This window comes from Phenylobacterium sp., assembly GCF_035309685.1.
Lineage (GTDB): Bacteria > Pseudomonadota > Alphaproteobacteria > Caulobacterales > Caulobacteraceae > Phenylobacterium.
This window is the reverse complement of the sequence record NZ_DATGEX010000047.1, coordinates 1-25391: the sequence shown is the minus strand read 5'-3', so window position 1 is coordinate 25391 and position 25391 is coordinate 1. Positions and strand designations below refer to the sequence as shown.

The window sequence follows — 25391 nt, the reverse complement described above, 5'->3', positions numbered from 1 at the left end:
AAGCTGTCCACAGCCTCACTCGAAAGTGTGGACGGGAAGCGATGTCGCATCCCCAGGGGCCAGACCGTTAGGCTATCGGTAAGCCATGGCTCTTGTTCCCGCCCTCGACCTGCGTTCCGTCCCCAGCGACCCGCCGCCGATCGCCCATGCCCCGGCTAATATCGAGGCCGAGCAGGCGCTGCTGGGCGCGCTGCTTTACGACAACGCCGCCTTCGAGCGGATCGGCGACTATCTGCAGGCGCGCCACTTCTTCGAGCCGTTCCACCAACGCCTGTTCGCCATCATCGAGAGCAATATCCGCAAGGGCCAGCTCGCCGAGCCGATCCTGATCGCCGAGCAGTTCGCCCGCGACGTCGGCTTCGAGGAGCTGGGCGGCGTGCGCTACCTGGCCGACCTCGTCGACCGCGCCCCGCCGGCCGCCAACGCCCCGGACTACGCGCGGGCCATCTACGACCTGGCGATCCGCCGCGACCTCATCCGCATCGGCGGCGACATCGCCACGGTGGCGGGCCAGGGCGACGCCGAACTCTCCGCCCGCGACCAGATCGAGGCCGCCGAACAACAGCTCTATGCGCTCGCCGAGACCGGTGGCGTCTCCCAGGGCTTCGTGACCTTCGCCGACGCCCTCCATGGCGCGGTCACCATGGCGGCGGAGGCCCACAGCCGCGACGGGGGTCTGGCCGGCCTCTCCACCGGCCTGATCGACCTCGACAGCAAGATCGGCGGCCTGCACCCCTCCGACCTGGTGATCATCGCCGCGCGCCCCTCGATGGGGAAGTCGTCGCTCGCCTGCAACATCGCCTTCGACGTGGCGCGGAACTACGCCTGGGAGCCGCAGCCGGACGGCTCGAAGAAGACCGTGCGCGGCGGGGTGGTGGCCTTCTTCTCCCTGGAAATGGCCGCCGAGCAGCTGGCCATGCGCTTGCTCGCTGAGGCCTCCGGCGTCTCCGGCGACCGCCTGCGCAAGGGCGAGATCGACGCGTCCGAGTTCGGCCGGGTGCGCGACGCGGCGCTGGAGATCCAGGAAGCGCCCCTCTACATCGACGCCACCGGCGGCATCTCCATGGCCAAGCTCGCCGCCCGCGCGCGGCGGCTGAAGCGGATGGTCGGCCTGGACCTGTTGATCGTCGACTACCTGCAGCTGATCACCGGCGGCGACGGCATGGGCCGCAACGACAACCGGGTGCAGGAGGTCTCGATGATCACCCAGAGCCTGAAGTCGCTGGCCAAGGAGCTCTCGATCCCCGTCATCGCGCTCGCCCAGCTCTCCCGCCAGGTCGAGAACCGCGAGGACAAGAAGCCCCAGCTCTCCGACCTGCGGGAATCCGGCTCCATCGAGCAGGACGCCGACATGGTCATGTTCATCTACCGCGAGGCCTACTACCTCTCCCGCCTGGAGCCGCGCGAAGGCACCGAAGAGCACTTCAAGTGGCAGGAGAACATGGATCAGGTCCGCGGCCAGGCCGACATCATCATCGGCAAGCAGCGCCACGGCCCGATCGGCAATGTGAAGCTCTCCTACAACGAGGACCTGACCAAGTTCGGCAACCTCGCCCGCGACCACCACAGCCGCTACGACCCGCACTAGCGGCCAGATGAGCGATCCGGCAGCCGCGCGTCTGACCATCGATCTCGACGCGCTGGCGCACAATCACGCCGTCCTGCGCGCCGAAACGGCCGGCGCCGAGGTCGCCCCGGTTCTTAAGTCCGACGGCTATGGCCTGGGCGCGGGGCCTGTCGGCCGCCGGCTGTGGGGCGAAGGCGCGCGCAGCTTCTTCGTCGCCCGCCTGGCTGAGGGCGAGGCCCTGCGCGCCGCGCTCGGGCCGGACCGGCCCGCCGCGATCTACATCCTCGACGGCATGACCGAGGGCGCGGCCCCTCGCCTCGCCGCCGCCGGGCTGACGCCGGTGCTGAACAGTCTGCCGCAGCTCGGCGCGGCGCAAGCCGCCGGGCCCGCATCCGTCGCGCTGAACATCGACACCGGCATGAGCCGCCAGGGCCTGACCCTCGACGAAGTCCGCGCCGCCCTCCAATCCACCGACCGCCTGCGCGGCCTCGACGTCAGCCTGGTGATGAGCCACCTGGGGTCCGCCGCCGAGCCGGAAAACCCACGCAACGCCCGGCAGTTGGCGATGTTTCTTGAGGTCCGGTCACTCTTCGCGAGGGCCCGCGCGAGCCTCGCGGCCTCGGCCGGCGTCTTCCTCGACTCCGACTATCGCTTCGACCTCGTTCGCCCGGGCATCAGCCTGTTCGGCGGCGGCCCCCGCGAAACCCCGGACCCGCGCCTCAAGGCGGTCGCCACCCTCACCGCCCCGATCCTCGACATCCGCACGCTCCGGCCCGGCGACGTCCTGGGCTATGGCGAGGCCGTCCGCATCGACGCCGCCACGCGCGTCGCCGTGGTCGCCGCCGGCTATACCGACGGGATCGTCCGCGCGGCCAAGGGCGCGGGCCGCGCCTGGTTCGCCGGCGCGCTCCGCCGCCTGCTGATCGTCAACATGGACATTCTGGTGATCGAGATCGGCGACGCCGAGGCGGCGTTAGGCGATCACGTCGAACTCTTGGGCGAAAACGCCTTGCTCGATCATCTCGCCGCCGCCGGCGACACTGTCGCCCACGAGCTCCTCGTGCGCCTCAGCCGGCGCGCGGAGCGGGTGTATCTGGGCGAGACCTAGGTCCTATCGAGAGCAGACGGGCGTACTGAGCCATCGCCTTAGGTCTCGTCCCGGGCGGCGGGCCGCGGCGGGTTGTAGCCGCTGACACCCTCGTCGCCGATCATCGTCACCGCCGACCGCTCCTTGATCGGCAAGGCCATCAGAGCGTCGATACGGGCGGTGGTCGCCGCTTTGTTGGCCGCCGCGGCCGGTGCGGAGCCCGGGACAACCTCCGCACGGCGGAATAACGCTGTAATTGAACGCCAGATTGTTATTCCGAGCGTACTTTTCATTCCATCGTAAGCACTGGAGTAACTCTTGGTTCCACATTGTTTTTCTTAAATTGAAAAGTAATTTTGGCCCTCCAATCGAGCCGGGGCCGACCTCAGCCCAGAGCGCCATCCCTCAGTAGATGTGGATCGGGCCGCCGAAGTTGACGGCGTGGCTGCTCACCGAGCTGATCACCACCCACATGACGATCGCCGCCACCAAGGTGAGCGCGAAATAGTTCAGCGTGAAGGTCGGCGCCGAGCGCATCAGCTTGGGCAGGCCCAGATAAAGCAGATAGAGGCTGTAGAGCCCGCCCAAGAGCGCGAACACCCCGCCCGCGGTGGGCAGCAGCATGAAGACGCCGGCCACCCACGCCGCCGTCCCCGAATAGGCCACCAGCTTGAACGCCTGGGTGCGGTCGCGCTGGCCGCCGAACTGGATCGCGAACTGATCGACGACCAGGGCGAGCAGATAGACCGAGATCAGGGTGAGCGCATAGCGCGCCACCGCGTCGCCCAGCACCGCGATGACGTTGGGGTGATAGAACCGCACCCCGAAGAGCTGGAAGCTGGAGAAGTTCCAGAACGACAGCGCCCCCAGCATCCGCCCCACCACGGGGATCGCGGCGAGCGGCGCCACCCAGTATTTGAACAGCCGCTCAATGGTGTCGGGCTCGGCCTCGATGGCGTCCCAGGTGTCGGCGGGATGCAGCAGCAGGTTCAGCGCGCGGCGGACCAGGTCCTGCACCGGCGTTTCCGGTTCGACCTCGTGCATTGCAATCCGCTCCCATCCTGCCCACCTAGGAGCCTACCCCAACGCCAAACCGCGGCAAAGCGCACGCAGGGCGCCGGCCCCAAGGTCGGCTAACATCGTCCGCACACCGAATCGGAGTTCGCCACGCCATGGCCCGCGACGGCGCCGTCTACGCCTGTCAGTCCTGCGGGGCCGTCCAGACCAAGTGGGCGGGCCAGTGCCCGGCGTGCGGCGCGTGGAACACGCTGGTCGAGGAGCTGCAGGCCCGCCCGCCGGGCGCGCTCGCGCCGTCTAAGGCCAGCCGCGCCAGAGGCCTCGCCTTCGAGGGCCTGCAGGACGAGACGCCCGCCCCGCCGCGCATCGCCACCGGCGTCGACGAGTTCGACCGCGTCTGCGGCGGCGGCGTGGTGCCGGGCTCGGCGATCCTGCTGGGCGGCGACCCCGGCGTCGGCAAATCCACCCTGCTGCTGCAGGTCGCCGGCCAGGCCGCCCTGCGGGGCGCCCGCTGCGCCTATATTTCCGGCGAAGAGGCGGTCGAGCAGGTCCGCAGCCGCGCCCAGCGCATGGGCCTCGCCAGCGCCCCGGTCAAGCTCGCCGCCGAGACGTCGCTGCGCGCCATCTCCGACGGCCTGAAGCGCGAACAATTCGACCTCGTCATCATCGACTCCATCCAGACGCTGTGGAGCGACGCCCACGAGGCGGGACCGGGCTCGGTCACCCAGGTGCGCGCCGCCGCCGGCGAGCTGGTGCGGCTCGCCAAATCGCGCGGCGTCGCCATCGTCCTCGTCGGCCACGTCACCAAGGAGGGCACGATCGCCGGCCCCCGGGTGATCGAGCACATGGTCGATGCGGTGCTCTCCTTCGAGGGTGAGCGGGGCTATCCGTTCCGCATCCTGCGCGGCGCCAAGAACCGCTTCGGCGCCACCGATGAGATCGGCGTGTTCGAGATGGGCGATGCGGGCCTCGCCGAGGTCAGGAACCCCTCGGCGCTGTTCCTCAACACCTCGGGCGAGCGCGCGGCCGGCGCGGCGGTGTTCGCCGGCATCGAAGGCTCGCGGCCGGTGCTGGTGGAGTTCCAGGCCCTGGTCGCGCCCTCGGCCTACGGCACGCCTCGCCGCGCGGTGGTCGGCTGGGATAGCGGGCGCCTGGCCATGGTGCTGGCCGTGCTGGAGGCGCGTTGCGGATTGAGCCTCGGCGACCGCGACGTCTATCTGAACGTCGCCGGCGGCCTGCGGATCACAGAGCCGGCGGCGGACCTCGCGGCGGCGGCGGCCTTGGCCTCCTCGGCCCTGGACCAGGCCCTGCCGCAGGACTGCGTGGTGTTCGGCGAGATCAGCCTGTCGGGCGAGGTCCGTTCGGTCAGCCGCATGGAAAGCCGCCTGAAGGAGGCCGCCAAGCTCGGCTTCCGCCGCGCGCTCGGTCCGGCCGACATGGATGGCGCGGGCGCGCTCGCCGTCACCGGCGCCGGACGCCTCGCCGACGCCGTGCGCCGCATCGGAGAGGCCGCATGGGACTAGGCCTCACCCAGTTCGACATCGTCGTCCTCATCGGTCTGGCGATCTCGGCGGCCATCGGCTTCGCGCGCGGCGCGGTGCTGGAAGTCATCTCCCTGGTCGCCCTGGTCGTCGCCGCCGTCGCCGCCGTCTACGGCCTGCCGCTCGCCGCGCCCATCGCCCACAAGCTGATCCACATCGACTGGCTGGCGACGGTGCTGGCCCTGATCGTCGTGTTCGTGATCGTCTTCGCCGCGATCCGGCTGGCCGGCGCGGTGATCGCCCGCCAGCTTCACGAGACCTATTTCATCGGAACCCTGGACCGCAGCCTGGGCCTGGCGGTCGGCCTGCTTCGCGGCCTGTTGGTGCTGGGCATCCTCAACCTGATGTTCAACGCCGCCACGCCCAAGGACCTGCAGCCGCACTGGATCGTGGGGTCGACCACCTGGCCGCTGGCCCAGGATATGGGGAAACTGGTGACCAAGCTCACGCCGCAGGGCCTCGACCTCGCCGGACGACTGAAACCGGCCTTCGATCACGCCCTGCATGACGCCAAACACGACGCCATAGATGACAGATTGAAGTCAGAAGGCTACGACGCGCGGCAGCGGAGGGAGATCGAGGACTTGGTGGAGAAATCCCGATGAGCGTGACCTCCGCCGGCAGGGCGCCCTGGCGTGATCCTCTCGACGACTCCCCGCGCCTAGAATGCGGGGTATTCGGCGTGTTCGACACGGCCGAGGCCGCGGGCCTGACCGCGCTTGGCCTGCACGCCCTGCAGCATCGCGGTCAGGAAGCCTGCGGCATCGCCTGCTTCGACGGCCAGCGCTTCCACACCGAGCGTCACATGGGGCACGTGGGCGACGCTTTCGGCGGCGCGGACCTGACCGACCGCCTGCCCGGGCGCTTCGCCATCGGCCACACCCGCTACTCCACCGCCGGCGGCTCGGTGATCCGCAACGTCCAGCCGATGTTCGCCGACATGGAAGCCGGCGGCGTGGCGCTGGCCCACAACGGCAACCTGACCAACTTCCTGACGCTGCGCGATCAGTTGGTGGCCAACGGTGTGATCTTCCAGTCGACCTCGGACTCCGAGGTGATCCTCCACCTCATCGCGCGATCGCGGAAAGCGCGCTTCGTCGACCGCTTCATCGATGCGCTGTCGCAGATCGAGGGCGGTTATGCGCTGGTGGCGCTGACCAACAAGAAGCTGATCGGCGTGCGCGATCCGCTCGGCATCCGCCCGCTGGTCCTGGGCGACCTGAACGGCAAGCCGATCCTGGCGTCGGAGACCTGCGCGCTGGACATCATCGGCGCCCGCTTCGTGCGCGACGTCGAGCACGGCGAGATCGTGGTCATCGATGCGGACGGCGTCACCAGCATCAAGCCGTTCCCGGCGCTGAAGGCGCGGCCCTGCATCTTCGAATACGTCTATTTCGCCCGTCCCGATTCCGTGGTGAACGGCCGCTCGGTCTATGACGTGCGCAAGCGCATGGGCCGCCGTCTCGCCCAGGAAAGCCTGGTTCCGGCCGATGTCGTGGTGCCGGTGCCCGACAGCGGCGTGCCCGCAGCCCTGGGCTTCGCCCAGGAGGCGTGCCTGCCCTTCGAGATGGGCATCATCCGCAACCACTACGTCGGTCGCTCCTTCATCCAGCCGACCCAGGCGACGCGCGAATCCAGTGTGCGCATGAAGCTCTCGCCCAATCGCGCCGTGCTGGCCGGCAAGCGGGTGATGCTGATCGACGACAGCATCGTGCGCGGCACCAACTCCATCCGCGTCGTGCAGATGGTGCGCGAGGCCGGCGCCGCCGAGGTGCACCTGCGCTCCGCCTCCCCGCCGATCCAATGGCCGGACTTCTACGGCATCGACATGCCGGACCGCGAGAAGCTGCTGGCCGCCAACCATTCGGTGGACGAGATCGCCAAGATCCTCGGCGTCGATTCCATGGGCTACCTGTCGGTCGACGGCCTCTACTGGGCCATGGATTCCGCGCCGCGCGATCCCAACTGCCCGCAGTTCACCGACCACTACTTCACCGGCGACTATCCCACCCGCCTGCTCGACCGCGAGATCGCCGAGGGCCGCAACGAGGTCTCGGAACGCCAGCTGTCCTTCCTGGTCGACGCCTGACCTTCTAAGAAGCTCCTATGCCGCTCACCGACAAGATCGCCCTCGTCACCGGCGCCAGCCGCGGCATCGGCCGTGCGTCCGCGCTCGCGCTTGCCAAGGCCGGCGCCCACGTGGTCTGCGTCGCCCGCACCGAGGGCGCCCTGACCGAGCTCGACGACGAGATCCGCGCCGCCACCGGCGAGCCCGCGACCCTCGTGCCGCTCGACATCACCGCCGGCGATGGCCTGGACCAGCTGGGCCTCGCCCTGCATCAGCGGTTCGGCCGCCTGGACGTCCTGGTGCACGCCGCGGCCATGCTCGGCCCCATGACGCCGATGAGCCATCTGGAGCCTCAGCACTGGGACAAGGTGGTGGCGCTGAACCTGACGGCCACCTATCGCCTGCTGCGCAGCTTCGAGCCGCTGCTGAAGGCGTCGGCCGCCGGCCGCGCCATTTTCCTGACCACCGGCCGCGTCGCCCGGCCCAAGGCCTTCTGGGGCCCCTACGGGACCACCAAGGCCGGGATGGAGCACATGGTCCGCACCTGGGCCGACGAGTTGGAACAGACCAACGTCCGCGCCGTCCTGCTCGACCCCAATACCATGCGCACCAAGATGCGCGCCGAGGCCATGCCCGGCGAGGACCCGGAGACCGTGACGCCGCCCGACGAGATCGGGCCGTTGATCGTGGAACTGGCGCAGGCCGACCTGGGCCTGCCGCGCGCTAACGTGGTCTTCGCCCAGTGGAAGGCGGCCGGGACGCTCGCTTCGGCTTAGTCCCCGGCCGCAGCAGCTTCTGCGCCCGCCCGCGCGGGGCGCCGGCCTTGGCCTTCGGCTTGGTCTTCTTGCCGAGCGTCTTGGGCTTCGCCGTGGCGCCGGCCTTGGCCTTGCTGGCCGCCGCGATCCGCGTCTTGGCCTTGAGCCCGGTCGAAGGCAGGCTCTCGCCGAACGGCGCGCGGGCCGAACCCTGCCCGGCTTTCTCCTCGCCCTCGGCATAGGGGTTCTTGTTCGACTTCACCGTCACCCGGATCGGCACGCCCGGCAGGTCGAAGCTCTCGCGGATCGAATTGATCAGGTAGCGGCGGTAGCTTTCCGGCAGCTGGTCGGCGCGGCTGGCGAACAGCACGAAGGTCGGCGGCCGCGACTTGGTCTGGGCCATGTACTTCGGCTTGATCCGCCGGCCGCTCACCGCCGGCGGCGGATGCCGCTCGGTGGCCATCCGCAACCAGTCGTTGAGGTCCTTGGTCTTGACCTTGGTCGACCAGTCGTTGTGGGTCTTGAAGACCGCCGGCATCAGCTTCTCGAGGCCGCGGCCGGTCTCCGCCGACAGCGCGATGATCGGCGCGCCGCGCACCTGCGGCAGCTGCCGCTGCGCCTCGTCGACGATCGCCGCCAGCCGCGTCTGCGGATCTTCCACCAAGTCCCACTTGGCCAGCACGAACACCAGGCCGCGCCCCTCGCGCTCGACCAGGTCAGCGATCTGCAGGTCCTGGATCTCGAAGGGATGGGTCGCATCCATCACCAGGATCACGATCTCGGCGAAGGTGATTGCCCGGATGCTGTCGTGGGTGGAGAGCTTCTCCAGCTTCTCCTGCACCTTGGCCTTGCGCCGCAGGCCCGCGGTGTCGACCAGCCGCACGGCGCGGTCGTCCCAACTCCAGTCGACCGGAATAGCGTCGCGGGTGATGCCGGCCTCGGGGCCGGTCAGCATGCGGTCTTCGCCGATCAGCTTGTTGACCAGCGTCGACTTGCCGGCGTTCGGCCGGCCGACGATGGCGATCTTCACCGCCTTGTCGCCGTCCTCGTCCTCGTGGTCGCTCTGGTCGGGCGCGATGGCGATCAGCGCTGCGTAGAGGTCGGCCATGCCCTCGCCGTGCTCGGCGGAGATCGGCACCGGCTCACCCAGACCCAGGCCGAACGCCTCCAGGATTCCCTGGTCGCCGGCCCGGCCCTCGGCCTTGTTGGCGGCCAGCACCACCGGCATGTCGCGGCGGCGCAGGATCTCGGCGAAGATCTCGTCGACCGGCGTCACCCCATCGCGGCTGTCGATCACGAAGAGGGCGACATCGGCCTCGTCGATGGCCAGCTCGGTCTGGATGCGCATCCGCGCTTCCAGGCTCTCGTCGGTGACATCCTCGAAGCCGGCGGTGTCGATCAGCTCCAGGTCGAGGTCGCCGATCCGGCCGGTGCCGAAGCGCCGGTCGCGGGTCACCCCCGGCTGGTCGTCGACGATGGCGAGCTTTCGCCCCGCCAGCCGGTTGAACAGCGTGGATTTTCCGACGTTCGGACGCCCGACGATCGCGAGTTTCAGCGTCATGGCGTCAGCATAGACCTATTTAAGTCAGCGGATCGCGACGAGCTGGCCGTTGTCGGTGACCAGATAGATCATATTGCCCATGGCGATCGGCGACATCAGCGACGGCGCGCCGAGGTTGAGCTTCTTTTCCAGCTCGCCGGTCTTGGCGTTCAGCGCCACCAACTGCCCGTCGGAGGCGGTCATGATCAGCCGGTTGTCCACCAGGATCGGACTGGTCCACAGCGGCTTCGGCACTTCGTGCGACCCGATGCCCCAGAGGCCGCCTCTCTTGCGGACCACCCAGCCGGGGTTCATGTCATGCACCCAGTAGATTTGGCCGCTTTCGCGCGAGGCGCAGATCAACTTGCCGTCGGTGCCCACCACATAGACCACGTCGCCTTCCGGCAGCGGCGAGGTGATGCCCACCACCGGCAGGCTCCAGCGCGCGGCGCCGGTGCGAAGATCGGTGGCGGCGAAGACGCCGGAGTGGCTGACGGCGAAGACGTCGCCGCCGTAGATCACCGGGCGGCCCGGGATGTCGCGGATTTCGGAGAGCGCGCTGGTGCGGCTGGCCCGCGAGAGCGCGTTGTTCCACAGGTCGTTGCCGTTGGCGGTGCGCAGGGCGATCAGCTCGCCCGATCCAAAGGCGGCGACCACCGTGTCGCCGGACACCGCCGGACTCGAGGCCGCCAGGATCCGCGCTGACTCCGAAAGGGCCTGATAGGTCCAGCCGGGCGCGCCGGTTCCCGCATCGAAGGTCAGCAGGGTGTTGTCGAGGGCGACGGCCATCACGCGGCCGCCAAAGACGGTGGGCGCGCCGTGGATCGGCTGCTCTGTGCGGACCCGCCAGCCGACGCGGCCGCTGTTAGCGTCGAGCTGCGCCACCAGGCGGAAGCCAGAGGTCACGTAGAGCTTGCCGTCGGCGAAGGCGAGACCGCCGCCGAAGCCTTCGCGGTCGCGCTTGTTGTCGGTCGGACGCATGTTGATGCGCCACAGCCGGTCGCCGGTGCGGGCGTCGTGCGCCGTCACCTCGGCCTGGCCATCCATGGTGAACACCTTGCCGTCGGCGGCGACCGGCGGCGCGGTGATGAGTTCGCCGTTCTTCGAGCCCTGGCCGATGCCCTTGCGCCAGGCGATGGCGAGCTGCGGCGCGGCCTTGGCGTTGCCCATCGCCTGTTCGGGCGAGCCGCCCGGCAGCGGCCAGGCCGCCACGGTCTCGGCGGGCGGCAAGGCGAAGTCGACGCCCTTCAGCGCCTCAGCCGGTTCTAGCTTCTGGTCGGCCGAGATGATCGAGATGCGGTCGCCTTCGGTGGCGACCTCCTTGGGTGTCGAGCCCTTGAACGGATTGAACCGGTCGACGGTCGAGCAGGCGCTCAGACCGAGCGCGGCGACCATCAGGGCGGCGAGCAGGCGCGTCTGGCTGGGCGTCATTGCGGGCCGGGCGCCTGGTCTTGCGGCTGGCCCTGGGCTTCGGGCGGGGCAAGACCCATCGGCACGCCGCCGGGGCCGACCAGCATCGGGGTCGGCAGAGCCTGGGCGGCCTTCACCGTGGCCGCCACGCCGTTGGCGGAGCCGGTGTCGATCAGATCCATGGCCGCCTTGGCCCGCTGGCGGGCGCCGTCGGGCGCCTCAAGCGACTGAGAGATGACCACGAAGTCGCGCCGCGCACCGGCGCTGTCGCCCTTCATCAGCTTGGCGAAGGCCAGGGCCTCGCGCGCCTGCACCCGATAGGGGCGCCCGTCTTTCATCAGCGGCGCCAATCGCCCCTCCACTTCCGCGAAAGGAGCGGTGTCGAGGATCGCGAAGGCGGATTTGAGGCGCGCGGCGTCGCCCAGCATATCGTCGGGCGCGGCGCTGGCTGCCTGGTCGAAGAGCGTGACAGCCGCCTTGATGTCGTCGGGCATGCCGTGGGCGATCTTGAGCCCGCCCAGCTGCATCAGCGCCAGCGAGCGGTAGGCCTTGGACGGCGACTTGGAAACATCGCTGAACAGCTGGGTCGCCTTGGCGGCGTCGCCCTGCGCCAGCGCGGTCAGCGCCACGGCGTACTCCTGCGAGGCCTTGTCGGTGATCTGCTGGTTGTACTGCTGCCAGCCCCAGACCCCGAGCGCGGCGATCAGGGCGATGGCGGCGGCCGCAATCACCCAGGGCGCGCCCTTGCGCGCAAGCGCCTTGTAGCGGTCGGAGCGTAGCTGCTCCTCGACCTCTTCAAACAGATCGGTCAATCGGGGACTCCGGACAGAAAATTAGCGCCGCGCTTTAGAGGCGGGGAACCTATAGCGCGCCGACCCGCGCCGCAACCGATCCTCCCTCAGGAGGGATCGCGCGCGCCAACGCGAGGCAATGGCTCAGATCTCGCCGATCACCCGGGTCAGGACGAAGCCCATCATGATCACCGCCAGACCCGCCGCGGCCCAGACCACCGTGCCGCCGTTGGAGACGGTCGCCACCCAGTCGGCGCCCGTGGTCATGTGATTGAAGCTGCTGGTGAGCAGGCGCGCGGAATCCCCCGCCGTCTCCACGCGCTGGAACAGGTTGGAGACCATCAGCTGGCTCGCGCCGATCACACCGCCGATCACGCCCGCCGCGCCGATCAGCCAGCGCCGCGCCGTCCAGCCGGCGTCGAGCCGGCGCTCCACGCGATCGGCGAAGGGCCCCGCGTCCGCCAATTCAGGCGCGTCCGCGAAAAGACGTTCAAGCCGCCGCTCGAAGTCGAGTTCAGCCATTGCCACGCCTCCCTTCAAGAACGACGCCGTCCTCCGGCGCCAGTCGCGTTCTGAGTTTTTCCAGACCACGTTTGACATGGGATTTGACCGTTCCAAGCGGCAGGTTCAAGGCCTCAGCCGCTTCCGTGTGAGAAAGTCCGGCGCCGAAACACATGGTGACGCACAGCCGTTCGGTGGCGCTGAGCACTTTCAACGCCTCTTCAAGGTCGATGGTCGCATCGGTGTCACCGTGAACGACATCCGCCTCATCTTCGATCGCCTCCGCCGTCATCGCGCCAAGTCTGCGGTCGCGCTGCAGTCTACGCAGATAAAGCCTGGCGGCGATCTTCTTCACCCAGGCGGCGAATGTGCCCTCCCCGCGAAATTCCGCGATCCGCTCGAAGGCAGTCAGGAAAGCGTCCTGGGCCACGTCGTCGGCCTCGGCGCCTTGGGCGCCCATCCGGCGCAGCACGCCGCGCACGGCCGAGCCGTGACGCCGCACCAATTCACCAAAGGCGCGCCGCTCGCCCATCGCCGACTGAGTGCAAAGCTCGACGTCGTGCAGAGTGGCGAATTTGGTATGTCCGAAGCCCGGCATGGGCTGTTCCCCCGGCTAAGCCCGTGACTAAGCCTTGGTGCGGTTGACGAAGCTCAGCGCGATGAACGCCAAGCCGATGAACACCGGGAAGGCCGCGAAGCCGAGGAACGGCATGGTGGCGTCCGGATCGTCATAGCCCAGGGCTACGCCCATGGCCGCGACGCCGAGGCCCACGCCCAGCCAGATGATGCCGGTGCGGAGATCGCGGCTCGGCGACGGCGCGGGTCGGATGTTGATGTTGCGGGCGGCGTTTTCCATGACCTCGGTGGGCATGGGCTGACCGCTTTCGATGGCGGCGCGCAGGGTTTCCTGAACGCGGATCCGTTCCTGCGAGCGCAGCCAGAACGGCACGATGATCACGGCGGCGATCGATCCGAAGATGATCGCGCAGATGAAGACAGCTTCCACTTCAACTCTCCCTCTCTCGATTCAACCGGGCCGGTTTCAGCCCGTCTCTGATGAGGAAGAGGCTCAGCCGGCTGGCGACAGATGCAAATAGTAGCGTGAATTCTTGGTCATGTGGCCAGACCGAGCGCGTGTGACGGCCGCCCGCCCAGAATCATCGCCGCGCAGAAGGCGATCGCCATGGCGCCGAGCGCCGGCGCCAAACCCTGGGAAACCGCCACCAGCGCCGGCTGCAGCGTCGGCCACACCAGCCACATCGCGCCCGCGCCGATGACGCTGACCCCGGACAGCAGGGCCACGTCCTCGCGGAAGCGCTGGCGCATGACCTGCTCCATCACCGCCATCGAGAAGCCGGGATCCCGGGCTGGGGGTTCGTCCAGGGCGAACAGGGCCTTCAGGCGGTCGTCAGCTTGCGTCATCGCACACTCCCAACGCTTGGCAGAGCCGCGCACGGCCCCGCGACACATGGCTTTTCACAGTTCCAAGAGGCATGTCGAGCGCCTCGGCGGCCTCGGCATGAGAGAAGTCCGCCGCGAGGCAAAGGGCCACGCAGGCGCGTTGTTCCGCGGGCAGGTCCGCCATCGCCTTCTCCAGAGCCAGCTTGTCTTCCGGCGCAGCGTCGATGATTTCATCGCGGTCCTCCTCGTAGCGGGCGCCGCGGGCGCGCTCGCGGCTGGCGGAGCGGATCGAGGTCAGGTGCTTGTTGTAGCCGATGCCGCAGAGCCAAGCCCGCACGCTCGCGCCGGCCTTCAGACGGCCGATCCGCGCCCAGGCGGCGAGGAAGGTTTCCTGCGCCAGGTCGTCGGCGGCCGCCCAGTCGCCGCAGGCGCGGCGCAGGAAGGCCCGCAGCGCTTGCTGATGCCGCTCGACAAGCCGCGAGAAGGCCTCGGTCGATCCGCTTTGAGCAGCGGCGACCAGCGCTTCGTCAAGGCTCGCCGGCGACATCAGGGGGAGCTCATTTGTTCCGGAAGCTGGAAGCCATCAGCGCGAACACCAGGTTTCCGACGCAGACGATGGTCATGATGATGGCCACCAGGCGGAAGGGACCATAGGTGCCCGGCCAGTCGGACCATTCCGACGCCCACCAGAACCCGGCGGCGACCGCGCCGGTCACGAAGACCGTGCGCCACTGCCAGTAGGGGCCGTAGCGGTAGTAGTTGCGGTAGGCGCGGCGCATATGGCGCGGATAGCCCCAGTAGCCATAGCCGCCGTATCCGCCGTAGCCGGGCGGCGCGCCGGGATCGCCCGGGCCATAGCCGCCGGGCGCCTCGCCGTTGATGCCGTCGCCGATCCCGCGGACGAGCTCCGGCGGCGGCTCCTTGCCCTTCTCGGCGTAGGATCTCAGCAGATCCAGGTGGTCGCGGCTGCGCTTGTAGGCGAGCCAGCGGTCCCAGGCGCCGAAGACGAACGCCCCGATCGGAAAGAGCAGCCACCAATAGCTGCGGAAGATGTCTTCCATGAGCTTGAGCTCCTTGAACCCTTGCGGCGCGCAGATCGTCCCGCACCGCCGCTTGCCCTGTAGTCGCCGCCGACCGCTGGATCGGATGCAGGGCGGAGCCTAACCCCTTCCGTGTACGTCAGCCACGGCCTCGGCGCCCGCCCGGCCGGATAGGCTTTGGACTGAACTGGCTGCCGCCCGGTCTGCCGCCGCCAGCGCCGGGCGGGCCGCCCGGACGCGCGGCCTGGAAGCCGCCGCCGCCGCGCTTTTCCGCCAGCTTGCGCTCGAGGACCTCGCGGGCGTGGGCGGCCTTGTCGGCGAACTCAACCGCATACCGGGCGAAGGCGCGGGTGGCGGCGACCTCGGAGGGGTCCGCCGGCTGGCCGGACTGCGCCGCATCGCCCTTGCGCACCGCCGCCGCGCCAGCGATCAGCGGCCGCCATTGCGGATCCAGGGCGCCCTGCGCCCAGGCCATGCTGGCCTTCTTCGACCACACCGCGCCTGTCGAGAGCGTGTGCAGCATGCGGCAGAAAAGCCCGACCCAGAACGCCTGCCAGGCCACGAGCTGCATCGGCTGCAGGTCGAGCTGCATCACGAGATCCATGGTCTGGCGGACCTCCGCGCGCAGAGCCGCCGGCGGGACGGGATCGATCAGCGACTTTGGCGGCGGCCCAGCGAGCGTCACGCCCTTTTCCCGCAGGCACCAGCGCACGACCTGGGTGTTGTCGTGCTCGGAGCGCAGCAGCGCCCTCGCGCCATGGTCCAGATACCAAAACGGATAGGCCTTGGCCGGCGCGCCCGACATGCCAGGATCGCCCCAGTCCGGCCCGCGAGGTTCGCCCGGCGGGTCGCGGGGCTCCGTCGACCATCGCCGCAAGATCGCCGCCGGAACGTAGGATCCTTCCAGGCCGGTGCGCCAATAGGGATAGGGCAGCGCCTGAATCGAAGCGTGCAGGGCCTGAAAGCCCGGCAGTTCGTCGGGCGTGATGTCGCGCTGCGTCACGATGATGAAGTCGCAGTCGCTGTATTCGGTGAAGTCGCCCACCGCGAACGGCCCTGCAGATAGGCGCCGACGAAGTTGTCGCCGAGCAGGGTGCGGGCGCCGTCCACGAGATGGACGAGGACGGCGTTCAGGTCGGCGTAGGGCGTGGGTTGGCGCACAGCCGTGCGCGGGTCTTTGGATTGGGACATGAGAGCATCCGTTGGATAGGGCAAGCACCCGCAGTCGCCAGGCGATGCGGAACCGTCAGCAGGTCTCGTCGGGCGGCGCGCCCGGACGGCCTACGGCCTCAAACGGCTGCTGATCATGGGCGCTCAAGCCTCCAATGGAACGCCGAGGTTAGTCAGACGCGGGACCGCCCGCAACTAGCCAAACCGCGCCGCGTAGATCTCCGGCTTGAACCCGACGGTGAGCGTCGCGCCCTGATCCAGCACCGGACGCTTGATCATCGAGGGCTGCGCCAGCATCAGGGCGATGGCCTTGGCCTGGGTCATGTCGGCCTTGTCGGCGTCGGAGAGGTTCTTGAAGGTCGTGCCGGCGCGGTTCAGCAGCACCTCCCAGCCCACCTGCCCGGCCCAGCTCTCCAAGGTCGCCCGGTCGATCCCTTGCTTCTTGTAGTCATGGAAGTCGTAGGCGACGCCATGCTGATCGAGCCAGGTCCAGGCCTTCTTCATCGTGTCGCAGTTGCGGATTCCGTAGAGGGTCGTCACGTCGAGGCGTTCCTCTCAACCGGTCAGCGGGAAACGGTCCACGAGCTCGTGGCGGCCCTGGCCGTAGCGGCTGTCGATTAGCACGAACTCGCGCACCCGCCAGCGGATCGGCGCGATGAAGGTCTCAGGCATGCGGCCGTGATCCCGCCACAGCGTCAGATGCGGCTCGATCCCGGGTTTGCGCCGCCGCCAGTCGGCGGTCCCCGCCAGGGCCTGATGCAGGACTTCATGCAGGCCATGTACGCCGACAACACCTTCCTCCGACCACGCCACGACCGGCAGCGGCCCAAGGCCCCGGCCCCAGGTGGCGATGCGGTCCAGCTCGACCAGGAACGGCGTGCGCCGCACCGATCCGACCGCCTGCACCGCGTCCACGATCTGCCGGCGCGGCCAGCGGCGGTGAAGGCCCAGCGAATAGAGCGAGATGTGCAGGCGGTCGGGGTCCATCGGCCGGCCAGGCGCCGCCCGCAGGCTCTCCAGCGCGCAGAGCGCCCGCGCCGCCTCGGCGTCGGGCCGCAGGGCGAAATAGAGGTTGTGCGGCGCCTCGTCGCCCGCTGGCGTCGCGTCCTCGAACAGAAGGGTCATATCGGCATCTCGACTGCTGGGTCCGCCGCCGCGAACGATAGCTGCGGGATGAGAACATTTCAAGAACTTCAGGGTTGGCGCGGTTGGCAGGCGCCGGCGCCTACGGGCTTGACGGCGCAGGCGTGGCGGCTTCCCCTGTCGCGACGGCACGCCGCCCTGAGAGCGGCGGCTTCGGGAGCATGACCTGCAATGAACAGCCGGCTTTTGGCGCTTGCCCTGGCGACCTCGGCGATCATGGTGACGGCCGCCGCGCCGGCCGGGGCGCAGACTGCCCCGGCCTCGGTGGCCAGGGGCTACAAGGCGCCGCGCAACGCGTTTGGCCAGCCGGACTTCTCAGGCGTCTGGAGCAACGCCACGATCACCCGGCTGGAGCGCGACCCGAAGTACGGCGACCGCGCGACGCTCACCGCCGATGAGGCCAAGGCCATCGAAGGCGCCAGCGACCAGCGCAACGCGCGCCTGCGCGCCAACACCGACACCTCGAACAAGGACCCGGACAAGCTGCCGGAGTGCCAGAGCGGGGCCACCGGCGCGGCCTGCGGCTACAACGCCTTCTGGACCGATCCGGGGACGCGGCTGGTGCGGATCGGCGGGGTGGCGCGCACCTCGATCCTGACAGCGCCGGCCAACGGGCGCCTGCCGAGCCGGCCGACGGCCGCGGGCGCAAGGGGTCGGGCCCAGCTCGGCGGCAATTTCGACAACCCGGAGGCGCGCGCGCTGGGCGAGCGGTGCATCGTCGGCTTCGGCGGCACCTCGGGGCCGCCGATGCTGCCCGTGCTCTACAACAACCACTATCAGATCCAGCAGACCAAGGACGCGGTCGTCATCGTCGTCGAGATGGTCCACGACGCGCGCATCGTGCGCCTGGCCGACACGAAGCACCCGCCGGCCGATATGCGCGTCTGGATGGGCGACTCGATCGGCCATTGGGAGGGCGACACCCTGGTGGTCGAGACCACCAACCTGCGGCGCGAGGAGGGCCTGCGCGGCCCGACCGAGAACATGAAGACCATCGAGCGGTTCACCCGCGTCTCGCCCGAGCAGATCCTCTATCAGTTCGAGGTGGTCGATCCGGCGGCCTTTTCAGGCCCGGTCAAAGGCGAAGAGTCGCTGAACTTCACCAAGGACAAGATCTACGAATACGCCTGCCACGAGGGCAACTACGCCATGACCGGCATCCTGGCCGGCGCACGCGAGGCCGAGCGGACGGGCAAGCCCATCGAGGGCAATCGCGGTCAAATCAAGGAAGAAGGCGGCAACTGAGAACCCGGGCCGCGCGCGATCGGCGCTGACATGTCATGAGGTTCGGCTAGGGTCGCGACGCCCCCTAGACAGCCGGACACCCCATGACCCCATCGGACATCGGAGACGACCTCGACGTCAGCCGCCGAAGGCTGCTCGCCGCCGCTGGCTTCGTCGGCGGCATGACCGCGGCGATGGCGATGGCGAAGCCGCGGGATGCCCGCGCCGCGGCGACGGCCTCCGATCCCATGGCGCCGCCGGTCGCGGGCCTGCATCTGCAGTTCGGCGCCGACGCCTCGTCGGAGATGGTGGTCTCCTGGCACACGCTGCAGCCGGTGGGGCGGCCGCGCGTGATGCTGGGGCGGATGGATGGCCGGCTCGACCAGGTCGCCGCGGCCAAGACCGTCAGCTACGCCGACGGCAAGTCGCGGCAGGTGGTCTACGCCCACCACGCGAGGCTCGCCGGGCTGCGGGCCGACACACCCTATCTTTACGCCGCGGCGCACGACGGCGCCGAACCGCAGTTCGCGACCTTCCGCACCTCGCCCAGGGGCCGCTCGCGGCTCACCTTCACCAGTTTCGGCGATCAGGGGACGCCGACGCTGGGCCGCCGCTACGCGCCGCCTCAGGACGTGACGATCGAGGATCCGCCCTGGGTGAACGACAACCTGGGCTCGCCGGCGGCGGCCGGCACCGTGCTGGGCGTCGAGCGCCTGCAGCCGCTGTTCCATCTGTTCAATGGCGACCTCTGCTACGCCAATCTCGCCAAGGACCGGGTGCGGACCTGGTGGGATTTCTGGGCCAACAACAGCCGCAGCGCCCGCAACCGCCCCTGGATGCCCTCACCGGGCAACCACGAAAACGAACTGGGCAACGGCCCGATCGGCTATCAGGCCTACCAGACCTATTTCTCCGTTCCCGAGGCGGCGGGACAGACCGACCTGACCCGTGGGCTCTGGTATGCCTTCACCGCCGGCTCGGTGCGGGTGATCAGTATCGCCAACGACGACGTCACCTATCAGGACGCTGGCGACTCCTACGTTCGCGGCTATTCCGCTGGCGCCCAGAAGGCCTGGCTGGAGCAGACCCTGGCCGAAGCCCGCCACGACCCCGCGGTCGACTGGGTGGTGGTCTGCATGCATCAGGTCGCGATCTCCACCGCCGACAAATTCAACGGCGCGGACCTTGGAATCCGCGAGGAATGGGCGCCGCTGTTCGACAAGCATGGTGTCGATCTGGTGGTCTGCGGCCACGAGCATCACTACGAGCGCTCGCACCCCCTGCGAGGCCACGAAGCCAACCAGACCCTGACGCCACGGACCGCCGCGACGGCCACCGATGTGGTCGATACGAGCCTGGGGACCGTGCATATGGTGATCGGCGGCGGCGGCACCTCGCGCCCCTCGAACGAGCTGTTCTTCGACCCGCCGCAATGCCGGGTGATCACGGCGGTCGGCGCGCCGGACCCGAAGACCGGCCGGCGTCCTCCGGTCTATGTCATCGAGAAGGCCCCCTGGTCGGCGGTGCGCAATGCGGCGAACGCCTACGGCTTCGCGGCCTTCACCGTCGACCCCGGCGACCGCGCCGGCGGCTTCACGACCATCACCGTCACCTACTACGACGTGGTCGGCCTGGATGGCGCGGCGGCGCCTTTCGAGACCTTTGTCCTGCGGCGACCGCGGCGCGGCTAGTTTGCGGCCCGCGCCTGGGCGCCGCTCTCCGGGTAGCGATAGACCACGGTCCGTGCGCCGCGCACGATGCGATAGGCGTGAGGCGAGGCTTCCGGATCGGCGCAGGCGTAGAGGATGGCGGCCTCGAGCTTGGCGTCCTCGAGCGAGTCGGCGATCAGGGCGTAGGCGCGCGCCGTCGCCATCTGCAGCCGCGATGGCCACTCATAGTGCAGGCTGTAGCGCGGCGGCGCTTCGTCGGACCACCTCATGCGGCGACCCTCGGCGCAACCTCGGGATCGCGCGGCGCGGCCCAGATGCGCCAGGCCCACGCCCGGGTCATGGCGGCTTGCGCGGCGGCCAGGCTTACCGGCTTGGCCAGGGCGCCGTTGAAGCGGGTCGGCAGGTCACAAAGCTCGGTCGACCAGGCCAGGACGAACTGTTCGCGCGGCAGGCGCGCGGCCACCTCATCGCCCGATAGTCCGGGCATGTGCCGGTCGAGGCAGATGAGGTCGAAGTGGTCGACCGCCAGGATGGAAAGCGCCTGCACCCCGGTCTCCGCGACGGACACGACGCCGCCCAGATGGGTGAAGATTTCCTGGAGGACCAGGCGGTTCACGGGGTGGTCGTCGACCACCAGGATACGCAGGCTATCCAACACGTTCGTCCTCCCGAGCTCCACAACCCGCTATAGTTAAGGAGGTTCGGCGGGAGCCTACAACCTGGGGGCGATGCCTAGGGGTTTCTACCTAGCTGCGCCGTCACCGAATTCTGCAACCGTTGCGGGCTTTTTGTTAAGGCGCATGAGCCATGCTGCGCGCCGGTGGGAGAGGTCTCGATGGCCGACGAGCTTTTGGTGGCGGATCCTGACAAGGCCAGACGATCGCCGCCGGCGACCGACGCCGGGCGCGCGCCGGCGAAGCCTGCCCCGCGGATGGTTTCGGCGGGCCTTGAGGCGTCGCTGGAGCAGTTCGACGACCCGCAGCTGCTGGCCGACGGCAAGGTGAACCTCATCTCGCTGGAGGCCGTCTACGAACGCCTGGGCGACCGCTGGCCGTTCAAGCGGGACCAGGTCTACGGCTTCACCGACCGGGTGCTGGAACGCGGCGTCGGCGACGGCGGGGTCTATCTGCGCATCTCCGACACGGACTTCTTCATCGTCCACCCCGACCTCAGCCGCGTGGCCGGCCAGGCGGCCTGCCTGCGCTATCTGCGCGAGGTCCTGAACCACTTCCTGGGCGACGACCAGATGGCGGCCGGCAGCGTCCTACAGGTGACCCGCATCAGCGGCGGCGAGCTCGAGGCGCGGCCCGCGGACCTGCGCGCCAAGCCCGGTTGCGATCCTGAGCCGACCGGCGACGGCCCCGGCCTCGCCGAGACCGGCCAGCCCGACGCGCCGCCGAGCGCCGCCGCCCGGCCGACCCCGCCCATGCCGGCGGCGGCCGACGCCGGCCTGGAGCGCTGGACGCCCTTCGTCTGCAACGACGGCCGGCAGCTGCGCGTCTCGGCGACGCTGGAGCCGGTCTACGAGCTCAAGGGCTTCACCCGCATCGGCTTTCGGATGATGCGCCGCGTGATCGTGGTGGCGACCGACGAGGAGTTGTCGCCGCAGCGGATCGCGCAGCTTTCCGCCGCTGACCTCCTGAGGGTCGATGTGGCGACGATCCTGCGCGGCATCGGGCGGCTGCAGCACGACGCACCGGGCGAGAGCCCGCTCAGCCTGATCGTGCCGCTGTCCTTCGTCAGCCTATCGAGCCAGCGGGGCCGCGCCGAACTGGTGCATCACCTCAAAACCGCCGGCGCGCTCGTGAAGATGGGCGTCATCTGCGAGATCTGCGACATCGAGGGCGTTCCGCCCGGCATGCTGTTGGCCGCCGCCTCGCTCGTGCGGCCCTTCACCCTGCTGACCGCCGGTCGCCTGCTGGCCCCGACGCCGGCCGCGGTGCGCCATCTGGCCGGCGCCAGCCTTCAGGCGCTCTCCTTCGACTGCCCCAAGGGCCTGGGCGATGCGGAATTCACCGGCTGGGCGATCGGCGCCATCGACGCCGCCAAGCGGATGGCCAAGTCGGTGATCGTCTATGGCGCCGGTTCCCCCGCGCGCGCCGGCTCGCTGGCGTCGCTGGGCGCTACCCACGTTAGTCTCGCCGGCTAGGCCACGGCGCGCCGGTCTCGACGTCGCAGGTGCGGCGCGTGAGATAATCGGGCAAGGTCAACCTTCACGTGCAGGCGTAAGGCCGCGTCACTAGGGCGTCCGCCATGAAGACGGCGAGTGCAACCCCACCGGGCGAGACCACCGAGCGACCCGACGCGGCGCTGCGCCAGACCGAGGAGCAGCTGGAGTTCGCCCTGCACGCGGGCCGGATGGGCAGCTGGGAGCTGGACCTCGCCACGCGGCGTTTCACGACCTCGGAATACTGCCGCGTGGTGTTCGGCCTGGGGCCCGACGATCCCTTCGAGACGGTCGAGGACCTCACCGCGCTCATCGTGCCGGAGGACCGCCAGAAGCGGCAGGACGCCATCGCCCGCGCGATCGCCGACCACACCGAGATGGAGGTAGAATACCGCACCCATCGCCCCGACGGATCGATCGGCTGGGTGTTGGCGAGGGGCCGCGCCGCCTACGAGGACGGCCGCGCGGTGCGCATGGCCGGCATCTCGCTCGACATCACCGACCGGCGCGCCGCCCAGGAGCGGCAGACGCTGCTGATCAACGAGCTGAACCACCGGGTGAAGAACACGCTGGCGACGGTGCAGTCGCTGGCGTCGCAGACCTATCGCGGCGCCGGCGACCCCGCCGCGGCCGGCGAGGCGTTCCTGGAGCGGCTGATGGCCCTGGCCCGCGTCCATGACCTGTTGAGCGAGGCCGCCTGGGACGGCGCCTCGCTGCACGACGTGGCCGAGCGCACCCTGACGCCCTACCGCCGCGACGGCGTGCGCCTGACGGCTTCGGGCCCCATGGTCCATCTCGCGCCCAACGCCGCGGTGACGCTCAACCTGGCGTTCCATGAGCTGGCGACCAATGCGGTGAAGCACGGCGCGCTCTCCTCGCCCACCGGCGCCATCGACATCGCCTGGGCGGCCGAGGGCGGCGAGCTCACGATCGACTGGCGCGAGAGCGGCGGGCCGCCAGTCGTCCAGCCCGAACGGCGAGGCTTCGGCTCGCGACTGATCGAGCGGGGCCTTGGCCATGAGCTGGGCGGCGAGGCGCAGCTCATCTTTCGGCCCGAAGGCCTGAGTTGCCACATCCGCGCCCCGCTGGGCGGCAAGCTTCGGCTGGCGGGCTAGGCGGCGTCGAGCGCGCGCCGCATCGCCTCGACCTCGGCCCGGCTGGTGTCCTGCAGGCGGGGCGTGACGAAGCCCAGTTCGGCCTCGAGGCCGCCGCGCTGACCGGCGACCGGCCCGCGGCACGCCGCATGGACCTCCTTCGCGCCCGTTCGGCGGACGAAGTCGGCGACGTTGCCGGCCTCCAGGCCTGCGCCCGGCATGATCGCGATGCGTTCGCCGGCCTGCCGGATCAGGTCGGCGATCACGTCCGCACCTTCCGGGGCGCCTGGCCGGCCGCCCGAGGTCAGGATGCGCTGGAAGCCGAGGCCGATCGCGGTTTCCAGAGCCTCGGCCTTGTCCGGCGTCACGTCGAAGGCCCGGTGCAGGGCGACGCCCAGGCCTGAGGCGTGGGCGATGAGGCCGGCGAGCGCGCGTTCGTCCAGCCGGCCGTCGGGGCGGCTCGCGCCCAGCACCACGCCCGCCAATCCCGCCGCGCCCGCGGCGTCGATGTCGCGGCGCATGGCGTCGAGGTCCAGCTCGCCGAATACGAAGTCGCCGGCCCGCGACCGGATCAGGGCGAAGGTCTCGACCCCGCACGCGCCGGCTTGCGCCATCAGCCCCGGGGCCGGCGTCAGGCCCTCGGCGTCCAGCGAGGCGCAGAGTTCGATCCGGTCCGCGCCGCCCGCCACCGCGGCGGCCAGGCCGAGCGGACTGTCGAGACAGACCTCCAGCTTCACCCTTCCACCGGCGCCGAGGCTCACGAGAAGCTCTCGCTCTGGACGATCCGCACCTGCGAGGCCGAGTCGCAGCAGGCGTAGCTGAAGCCCTTCTGCACCGCCCAGGCGCCGACCTCGCCCTTCTTGCTGATGGCCAGGAAGCCTACCTGGAAGTCCGGGTCGCGGGTGACGTTGCGGCGCAGGATGCGCTGCACCGCCTCGCGGCAGGCGTCGCGCGGCGAGCGGCCCTGGCGCATCAGCTCGACCACCAGGAACGAGCCCACGTTGCGGATCACCTCCTCGCCGACGCCGGTCGAGGTGGCGGCGCCCACCTCATTGTCCACATAGAGGCCCGCCCCGATGATCGGGCTGTCGCCGACCCGGCCACGCAGCTTCCAGGCCATGCCAGAGGTCGTGCAGGCGCCGGAGAGATCGGACCGGGCGTCGAGCGCCAGCATGCCGAGGGTGTCGTGGTTCGTCTTGCCGCCGGGCAGGCCCAGGTCCCTGCCGTAGGTCTTCACTTCGCTGTTGGCGACGGGATCGTAGCGATGCTCCTTCAGCCAGGCCTTCCAGGCCTTGCGCGACTGGGGCGTCAGCAACTCCTCGCGTTTGAACCCTTGCTCGACGGCGAACTGCAGGGCGCCGTCGCCGACCAGCAGGACGTGCGGCGTCTTCTCCATCACGCGACGCGCCACGGAGATCGGGTGGGCGATGTGCTCCAGGCCGGCGACCGCGCCGCAGTCGCCCCTCTGGTCCATGATGCTGGCGTCCAGGCTGACGTGGCCGTCCCGGTCGGGATAGCCGGCGCGGCCTACGCTATGGTTGGAAAGGTCGGCCTCAGGCACGCGCGCGCCGGCCTCGACCGCGTCCAGCGCCGCGCCGCCCTTGGCGAGCACCTTCCAGGCCGCCCCGTTGGCCGCGACGCCGAAGTCCCAAGTGGACACCACGCAGGGAGTCGAGAGCTTCACCGGCTGGGCGGCTTGCGCCTCAGCCTTCGCGGCAAGGCCAGCGATGGCGCCGGCGGCGATCAGCTGGCGGCGGTCGAAGATGAACGACTTCGCGGTCGGCATGGCGGGCGGTCTCCGTCTATTCCCACTCGATGGTCCCCGGAGGCTTCGAGGTCACGTCGTAGACCACGCGGTTCACGCCCTTCACCTCGTTGATGATGCGGGTGGCGCAGCGGCCCAGCACGTCCCAGGGAAATTCGAAGAAGTCGGCGGTCATGCCGTCGGTGGAGGTGACGGCGCGAAGCGCCAGCACGTCCTCGTAGGTGCGCGCATCGCCCATCACGCCCACCGTCTGGACAGGCAAGAGGACCGCGAAGGCCTGCCAGATGCTGTCGTAGAGGCCGGCCTTGCGGATTTCGTCGAGATAGATGGCGTCGGCCTCGCGCAGGATCTCCAGCTTCTCGCGTGTGATGCCGCCCGGGCAGCGGATGGCAAGGCCCGGACCTGGAAACGGATGGCGGCCGATGAAGCTCTCGGGCAGG

Annotated in this window: 28 protein-coding genes and 1 pseudogene; 10 read left to right on the top strand and 19 right to left on the bottom strand. The window is 69.6% G+C overall.

All coding sequences use genetic code 11. The features are described 5' to 3' along the window. Positions 1–85: 85 nt before the first annotated feature. Both VKQ35_RS15335 and alr read left to right on the top strand, forming a co-directional pair. On the top strand, positions 86–1588 hold the full coding sequence (locus VKQ35_RS15335; RefSeq protein WP_324363127.1) for a replicative DNA helicase: 1503 nt from the start codon (positions 86–88) through the stop codon (positions 1586–1588). A 7-nt stretch (positions 1589–1595) separates the two neighbouring features. After that, a complete protein-coding gene (alr, locus tag VKQ35_RS15330) occupies positions 1596–2675 on the top strand; it encodes an alanine racemase (RefSeq protein WP_324363125.1) in 1080 nt (359 codons plus the stop codon). Positions 2676–3059: 384 nt separating this feature from the next. On the opposite strand, the gene VKQ35_RS15325 is transcribed toward alr, so the two are convergent. Next, positions 3060–3698: a Yip1 family protein gene (locus VKQ35_RS15325; RefSeq protein WP_324363123.1), complete on the bottom strand. Its 639-nt coding sequence runs from the start codon at positions 3696–3698 to the stop codon at positions 3060–3062. Positions 3699–3826: 128 nt separating this feature from the next. Between VKQ35_RS15325 and radA the strand changes: the two genes are divergently transcribed. Genes radA through VKQ35_RS15305 form a run of 4 tightly spaced genes read left to right on the top strand, consistent with a single transcriptional unit; the run spans position 3827 to position 8056 of the window. Then, positions 3827–5194, top strand: a complete 1368-nt coding sequence (gene radA / locus VKQ35_RS15320; RefSeq protein WP_324363122.1) for a DNA repair protein RadA — start codon at positions 3827–3829, stop codon at positions 5192–5194. Continuing rightward, the gene (locus VKQ35_RS15315; RefSeq protein WP_324363120.1) at positions 5185–5817 is read left to right on the top strand and encodes a CvpA family protein; all 633 of its coding nucleotides are present in this window, start codon (positions 5185–5187) and stop codon (positions 5815–5817) included. Before radA ends, VKQ35_RS15315 begins: the two co-directional genes overlap by 10 nt. Further along, positions 5814–7301 (top strand): amidophosphoribosyltransferase, encoded by a 1488-nt coding sequence (gene purF / locus VKQ35_RS15310; RefSeq protein WP_324363118.1) that lies wholly within the window; start codon positions 5814–5816, stop codon positions 7299–7301. Before VKQ35_RS15315 ends, purF begins: the two co-directional genes overlap by 4 nt. Before the next feature lie 17 nt (positions 7302–7318). Then, a complete protein-coding gene (locus VKQ35_RS15305; protein ID WP_324363116.1) occupies positions 7319–8056 on the top strand; it encodes an SDR family NAD(P)-dependent oxidoreductase in 738 nt (245 codons plus the stop codon). Here the strand turns inward: VKQ35_RS15305 and der are convergent. The 13 genes from der to VKQ35_RS15240 form a co-directional block, all read right to left on the bottom strand. Continuing rightward, positions 8004–9596 (bottom strand): ribosome biogenesis GTPase Der, encoded by a 1593-nt coding sequence (gene der / locus VKQ35_RS15300; RefSeq protein ID WP_324363114.1) that lies wholly within the window; start codon positions 9594–9596, stop codon positions 8004–8006. The two genes, VKQ35_RS15305 and der, sit on opposite strands and share 53 nt — an antisense overlap. Before the next feature lie 24 nt (positions 9597–9620). Next, positions 9621–11006, bottom strand: a complete 1386-nt coding sequence (locus tag VKQ35_RS15295; RefSeq protein WP_324363112.1) for a PQQ-like beta-propeller repeat protein — start codon at positions 11004–11006, stop codon at positions 9621–9623. Then, entirely contained in the window at positions 11003–11797 is a 795-nt protein-coding gene (locus tag VKQ35_RS15290; protein ID WP_324363110.1) for a tetratricopeptide repeat protein, read from the bottom strand. Before VKQ35_RS15290 ends, VKQ35_RS15295 begins: the two co-directional genes overlap by 4 nt. Positions 11798–11920: 123 nt before the next feature. Continuing rightward, complete coding sequence (locus VKQ35_RS15285) at positions 11921–12298, bottom strand: hypothetical protein (RefSeq protein ID WP_324363108.1); 378 nt, start codon at positions 12296–12298, stop codon at positions 11921–11923. Further along, entirely contained in the window at positions 12291–12875 is a 585-nt protein-coding gene (locus tag VKQ35_RS15280; protein ID WP_324363106.1) for an RNA polymerase sigma factor, read from the bottom strand. Before VKQ35_RS15280 ends, VKQ35_RS15285 begins: the two co-directional genes overlap by 8 nt. Before the next feature lie 27 nt (positions 12876–12902). Further along, the gene (locus VKQ35_RS15275) at positions 12903–13283 is read right to left on the bottom strand and encodes a DUF6249 domain-containing protein (protein WP_324363104.1); all 381 of its coding nucleotides are present in this window, start codon (positions 13281–13283) and stop codon (positions 12903–12905) included. A gap of 107 nt (positions 13284–13390) precedes the next feature. Beyond that, positions 13391–13699, bottom strand: a complete 309-nt coding sequence (locus VKQ35_RS15270) for a hypothetical protein (RefSeq protein WP_324363102.1) — start codon at positions 13697–13699, stop codon at positions 13391–13393. Next, positions 13686–14225 (bottom strand): RNA polymerase sigma factor, encoded by a 540-nt coding sequence (locus VKQ35_RS15265; RefSeq protein ID WP_324363100.1) that lies wholly within the window; start codon positions 14223–14225, stop codon positions 13686–13688. Before VKQ35_RS15265 ends, VKQ35_RS15270 begins: the two co-directional genes overlap by 14 nt. A 10-nt stretch (positions 14226–14235) precedes the next feature. Beyond that, positions 14236–14739: a hypothetical protein gene (locus tag VKQ35_RS15260; RefSeq protein WP_324363098.1), complete on the bottom strand. Its 504-nt coding sequence runs from the start codon at positions 14737–14739 to the stop codon at positions 14236–14238. A gap of 118 nt (positions 14740–14857) precedes the next feature. Then, a complete protein-coding gene (locus VKQ35_RS15255; RefSeq protein WP_324363096.1) occupies positions 14858–15763 on the bottom strand; it encodes an aminoglycoside adenylyltransferase domain-containing protein in 906 nt (301 codons plus the stop codon). Then, a complete protein-coding gene (locus VKQ35_RS15250) occupies positions 15718–15909 on the bottom strand; it encodes a hypothetical protein (RefSeq protein WP_324363094.1) in 192 nt (63 codons plus the stop codon). The genes VKQ35_RS15255 and VKQ35_RS15250 overlap by 46 nt, the downstream gene beginning before the upstream one ends. 174 nt (positions 15910–16083) lie before the next feature. Beyond that, positions 16084–16428 (bottom strand): ArsC family reductase, encoded by a 345-nt coding sequence (locus tag VKQ35_RS15245; RefSeq protein WP_324363092.1) that lies wholly within the window; start codon positions 16426–16428, stop codon positions 16084–16086. A 15-nt stretch (positions 16429–16443) separates the two neighbouring features. Then, the gene (locus VKQ35_RS15240; protein ID WP_324363090.1) at positions 16444–17013 is read right to left on the bottom strand and encodes a 2'-5' RNA ligase family protein; all 570 of its coding nucleotides are present in this window, start codon (positions 17011–17013) and stop codon (positions 16444–16446) included. Positions 17014–17202: 189 nt separating this feature from the next. Here VKQ35_RS15240 and VKQ35_RS15235 point away from each other — a divergent pair, with 189 nt between their 5' ends. Then, positions 17203–18276, top strand: a complete 1074-nt coding sequence (locus VKQ35_RS15235) for a hypothetical protein (protein ID WP_324363088.1) — start codon at positions 17203–17205, stop codon at positions 18274–18276. Positions 18277–18359: 83 nt separating this feature from the next. Then, a complete protein-coding gene (locus VKQ35_RS15230; protein ID WP_324363086.1) occupies positions 18360–19946 on the top strand; it encodes a metallophosphoesterase family protein in 1587 nt (528 codons plus the stop codon). Here VKQ35_RS15230 and VKQ35_RS15225 read toward each other — a convergent pair. Together VKQ35_RS15225 and VKQ35_RS15220 are read right to left on the bottom strand one after the other, a co-directional pair. Continuing rightward, positions 19943–20194: a hypothetical protein gene (locus VKQ35_RS15225; protein ID WP_324363084.1), complete on the bottom strand. Its 252-nt coding sequence runs from the start codon at positions 20192–20194 to the stop codon at positions 19943–19945. The two genes, VKQ35_RS15230 and VKQ35_RS15225, sit on opposite strands and share 4 nt — an antisense overlap. Then, positions 20191–20583, bottom strand: coding sequence for a response regulator (locus VKQ35_RS15220; protein ID WP_324363082.1), 393 nt, complete (start codon positions 20581–20583; stop codon positions 20191–20193). The genes VKQ35_RS15225 and VKQ35_RS15220 overlap by 4 nt, the downstream gene beginning before the upstream one ends. Positions 20584–20760: 177 nt before the next feature. Here VKQ35_RS15220 and VKQ35_RS15215 point away from each other — a divergent pair, with 177 nt between their 5' ends. Together VKQ35_RS15215 and VKQ35_RS15210 are read left to right on the top strand one after the other, a co-directional pair. After that, the gene (locus tag VKQ35_RS15215) at positions 20761–22074 is read left to right on the top strand and encodes a hypothetical protein (RefSeq protein WP_324363080.1); all 1314 of its coding nucleotides are present in this window, start codon (positions 20761–20763) and stop codon (positions 22072–22074) included. A 104-nt stretch (positions 22075–22178) separates the two neighbouring features. Continuing rightward, positions 22179–23207: a sensor histidine kinase gene (locus VKQ35_RS15210; protein WP_324363078.1), complete on the top strand. Its 1029-nt coding sequence runs from the start codon at positions 22179–22181 to the stop codon at positions 23205–23207. On the opposite strand, the gene VKQ35_RS15205 is transcribed toward VKQ35_RS15210, so the two are convergent. The 3 genes and pseudogenes from VKQ35_RS15205 to VKQ35_RS15195 all read right to left on the bottom strand — a co-directional run. After that, the gene (locus VKQ35_RS15205; RefSeq protein ID WP_324363075.1) at positions 23204–23947 is read right to left on the bottom strand and encodes a copper homeostasis protein CutC; all 744 of its coding nucleotides are present in this window, start codon (positions 23945–23947) and stop codon (positions 23204–23206) included. The two genes, VKQ35_RS15210 and VKQ35_RS15205, sit on opposite strands and share 4 nt — an antisense overlap. Continuing rightward, on the bottom strand, positions 23944–24951 hold the full coding sequence (locus tag VKQ35_RS15200; protein ID WP_324363237.1) for a N(4)-(beta-N-acetylglucosaminyl)-L-asparaginase: 1008 nt from the start codon (positions 24949–24951) through the stop codon (positions 23944–23946). The genes VKQ35_RS15205 and VKQ35_RS15200 overlap by 4 nt, the downstream gene beginning before the upstream one ends. Before the next feature lie 37 nt (positions 24952–24988). Continuing rightward, positions 24989–25391: pseudogene (locus VKQ35_RS15195) on the bottom strand (GMP synthase (glutamine-hydrolyzing)); the annotation flags it as partial.

Coding starts and splice junctions, on each gene's coding strand:
- VKQ35_RS15335 (WP_324363127.1), top strand. CDS start 86: ATGGCTCTTGTTCCCGCCCTCGACCTGCGTTCCGTCCCCAGCGACCCG.
- alr (WP_324363125.1), top strand. CDS start 1,596: ATGAGCGATCCGGCAGCCGCGCGTCTGACCATCGATCTCGACGCGCTG.
- VKQ35_RS15325 (WP_324363123.1), bottom strand. CDS start 3,698: ATGCACGAGGTCGAACCGGAAACGCCGGTGCAGGACCTGGTCCGCCGC.
- radA (WP_324363122.1), top strand. CDS start 3,827: ATGGCCCGCGACGGCGCCGTCTACGCCTGTCAGTCCTGCGGGGCCGTC.
- VKQ35_RS15315 (WP_324363120.1), top strand. CDS start 5,185: ATGGGACTAGGCCTCACCCAGTTCGACATCGTCGTCCTCATCGGTCTG.
- purF (WP_324363118.1), top strand. CDS start 5,814: ATGAGCGTGACCTCCGCCGGCAGGGCGCCCTGGCGTGATCCTCTCGAC.
- VKQ35_RS15305 (WP_324363116.1), top strand. CDS start 7,319: ATGCCGCTCACCGACAAGATCGCCCTCGTCACCGGCGCCAGCCGCGGC.
- der (WP_324363114.1), bottom strand. CDS start 9,596: ATGACGCTGAAACTCGCGATCGTCGGGCGTCCGAACGTCGGAAAATCC.
- VKQ35_RS15295 (WP_324363112.1), bottom strand. CDS start 11,006: ATGACGCCCAGCCAGACGCGCCTGCTCGCCGCCCTGATGGTCGCCGCG.
- VKQ35_RS15285 (WP_324363108.1), bottom strand. CDS start 12,298: ATGGCTGAACTCGACTTCGAGCGGCGGCTTGAACGTCTTTTCGCGGAC.
- VKQ35_RS15280 (WP_324363106.1), bottom strand. CDS start 12,875: ATGCCGGGCTTCGGACATACCAAATTCGCCACTCTGCACGACGTCGAG.
- VKQ35_RS15270 (WP_324363102.1), bottom strand. CDS start 13,699: ATGACGCAAGCTGACGACCGCCTGAAGGCCCTGTTCGCCCTGGACGAA.
- VKQ35_RS15265 (WP_324363100.1), bottom strand. CDS start 14,225: ATGTCGCCGGCGAGCCTTGACGAAGCGCTGGTCGCCGCTGCTCAAAGC.
- VKQ35_RS15260 (WP_324363098.1), bottom strand. CDS start 14,739: ATGGAAGACATCTTCCGCAGCTATTGGTGGCTGCTCTTTCCGATCGGG.
- VKQ35_RS15250 (WP_324363094.1), bottom strand. CDS start 15,909: ATGTCCCAATCCAAAGACCCGCGCACGGCTGTGCGCCAACCCACGCCC.
- VKQ35_RS15240 (WP_324363090.1), bottom strand. CDS start 17,013: ATGACCCTTCTGTTCGAGGACGCGACGCCAGCGGGCGACGAGGCGCCG.
- VKQ35_RS15235 (WP_324363088.1), top strand. CDS start 17,203: ATGAACAGCCGGCTTTTGGCGCTTGCCCTGGCGACCTCGGCGATCATG.
- VKQ35_RS15230 (WP_324363086.1), top strand. CDS start 18,360: ATGACCCCATCGGACATCGGAGACGACCTCGACGTCAGCCGCCGAAGG.
- VKQ35_RS15225 (WP_324363084.1), bottom strand. CDS start 20,194: ATGAGGTGGTCCGACGAAGCGCCGCCGCGCTACAGCCTGCACTATGAG.
- VKQ35_RS15215 (WP_324363080.1), top strand. CDS start 20,761: ATGGCCGACGAGCTTTTGGTGGCGGATCCTGACAAGGCCAGACGATCG.
- VKQ35_RS15210 (WP_324363078.1), top strand. CDS start 22,179: ATGAAGACGGCGAGTGCAACCCCACCGGGCGAGACCACCGAGCGACCC.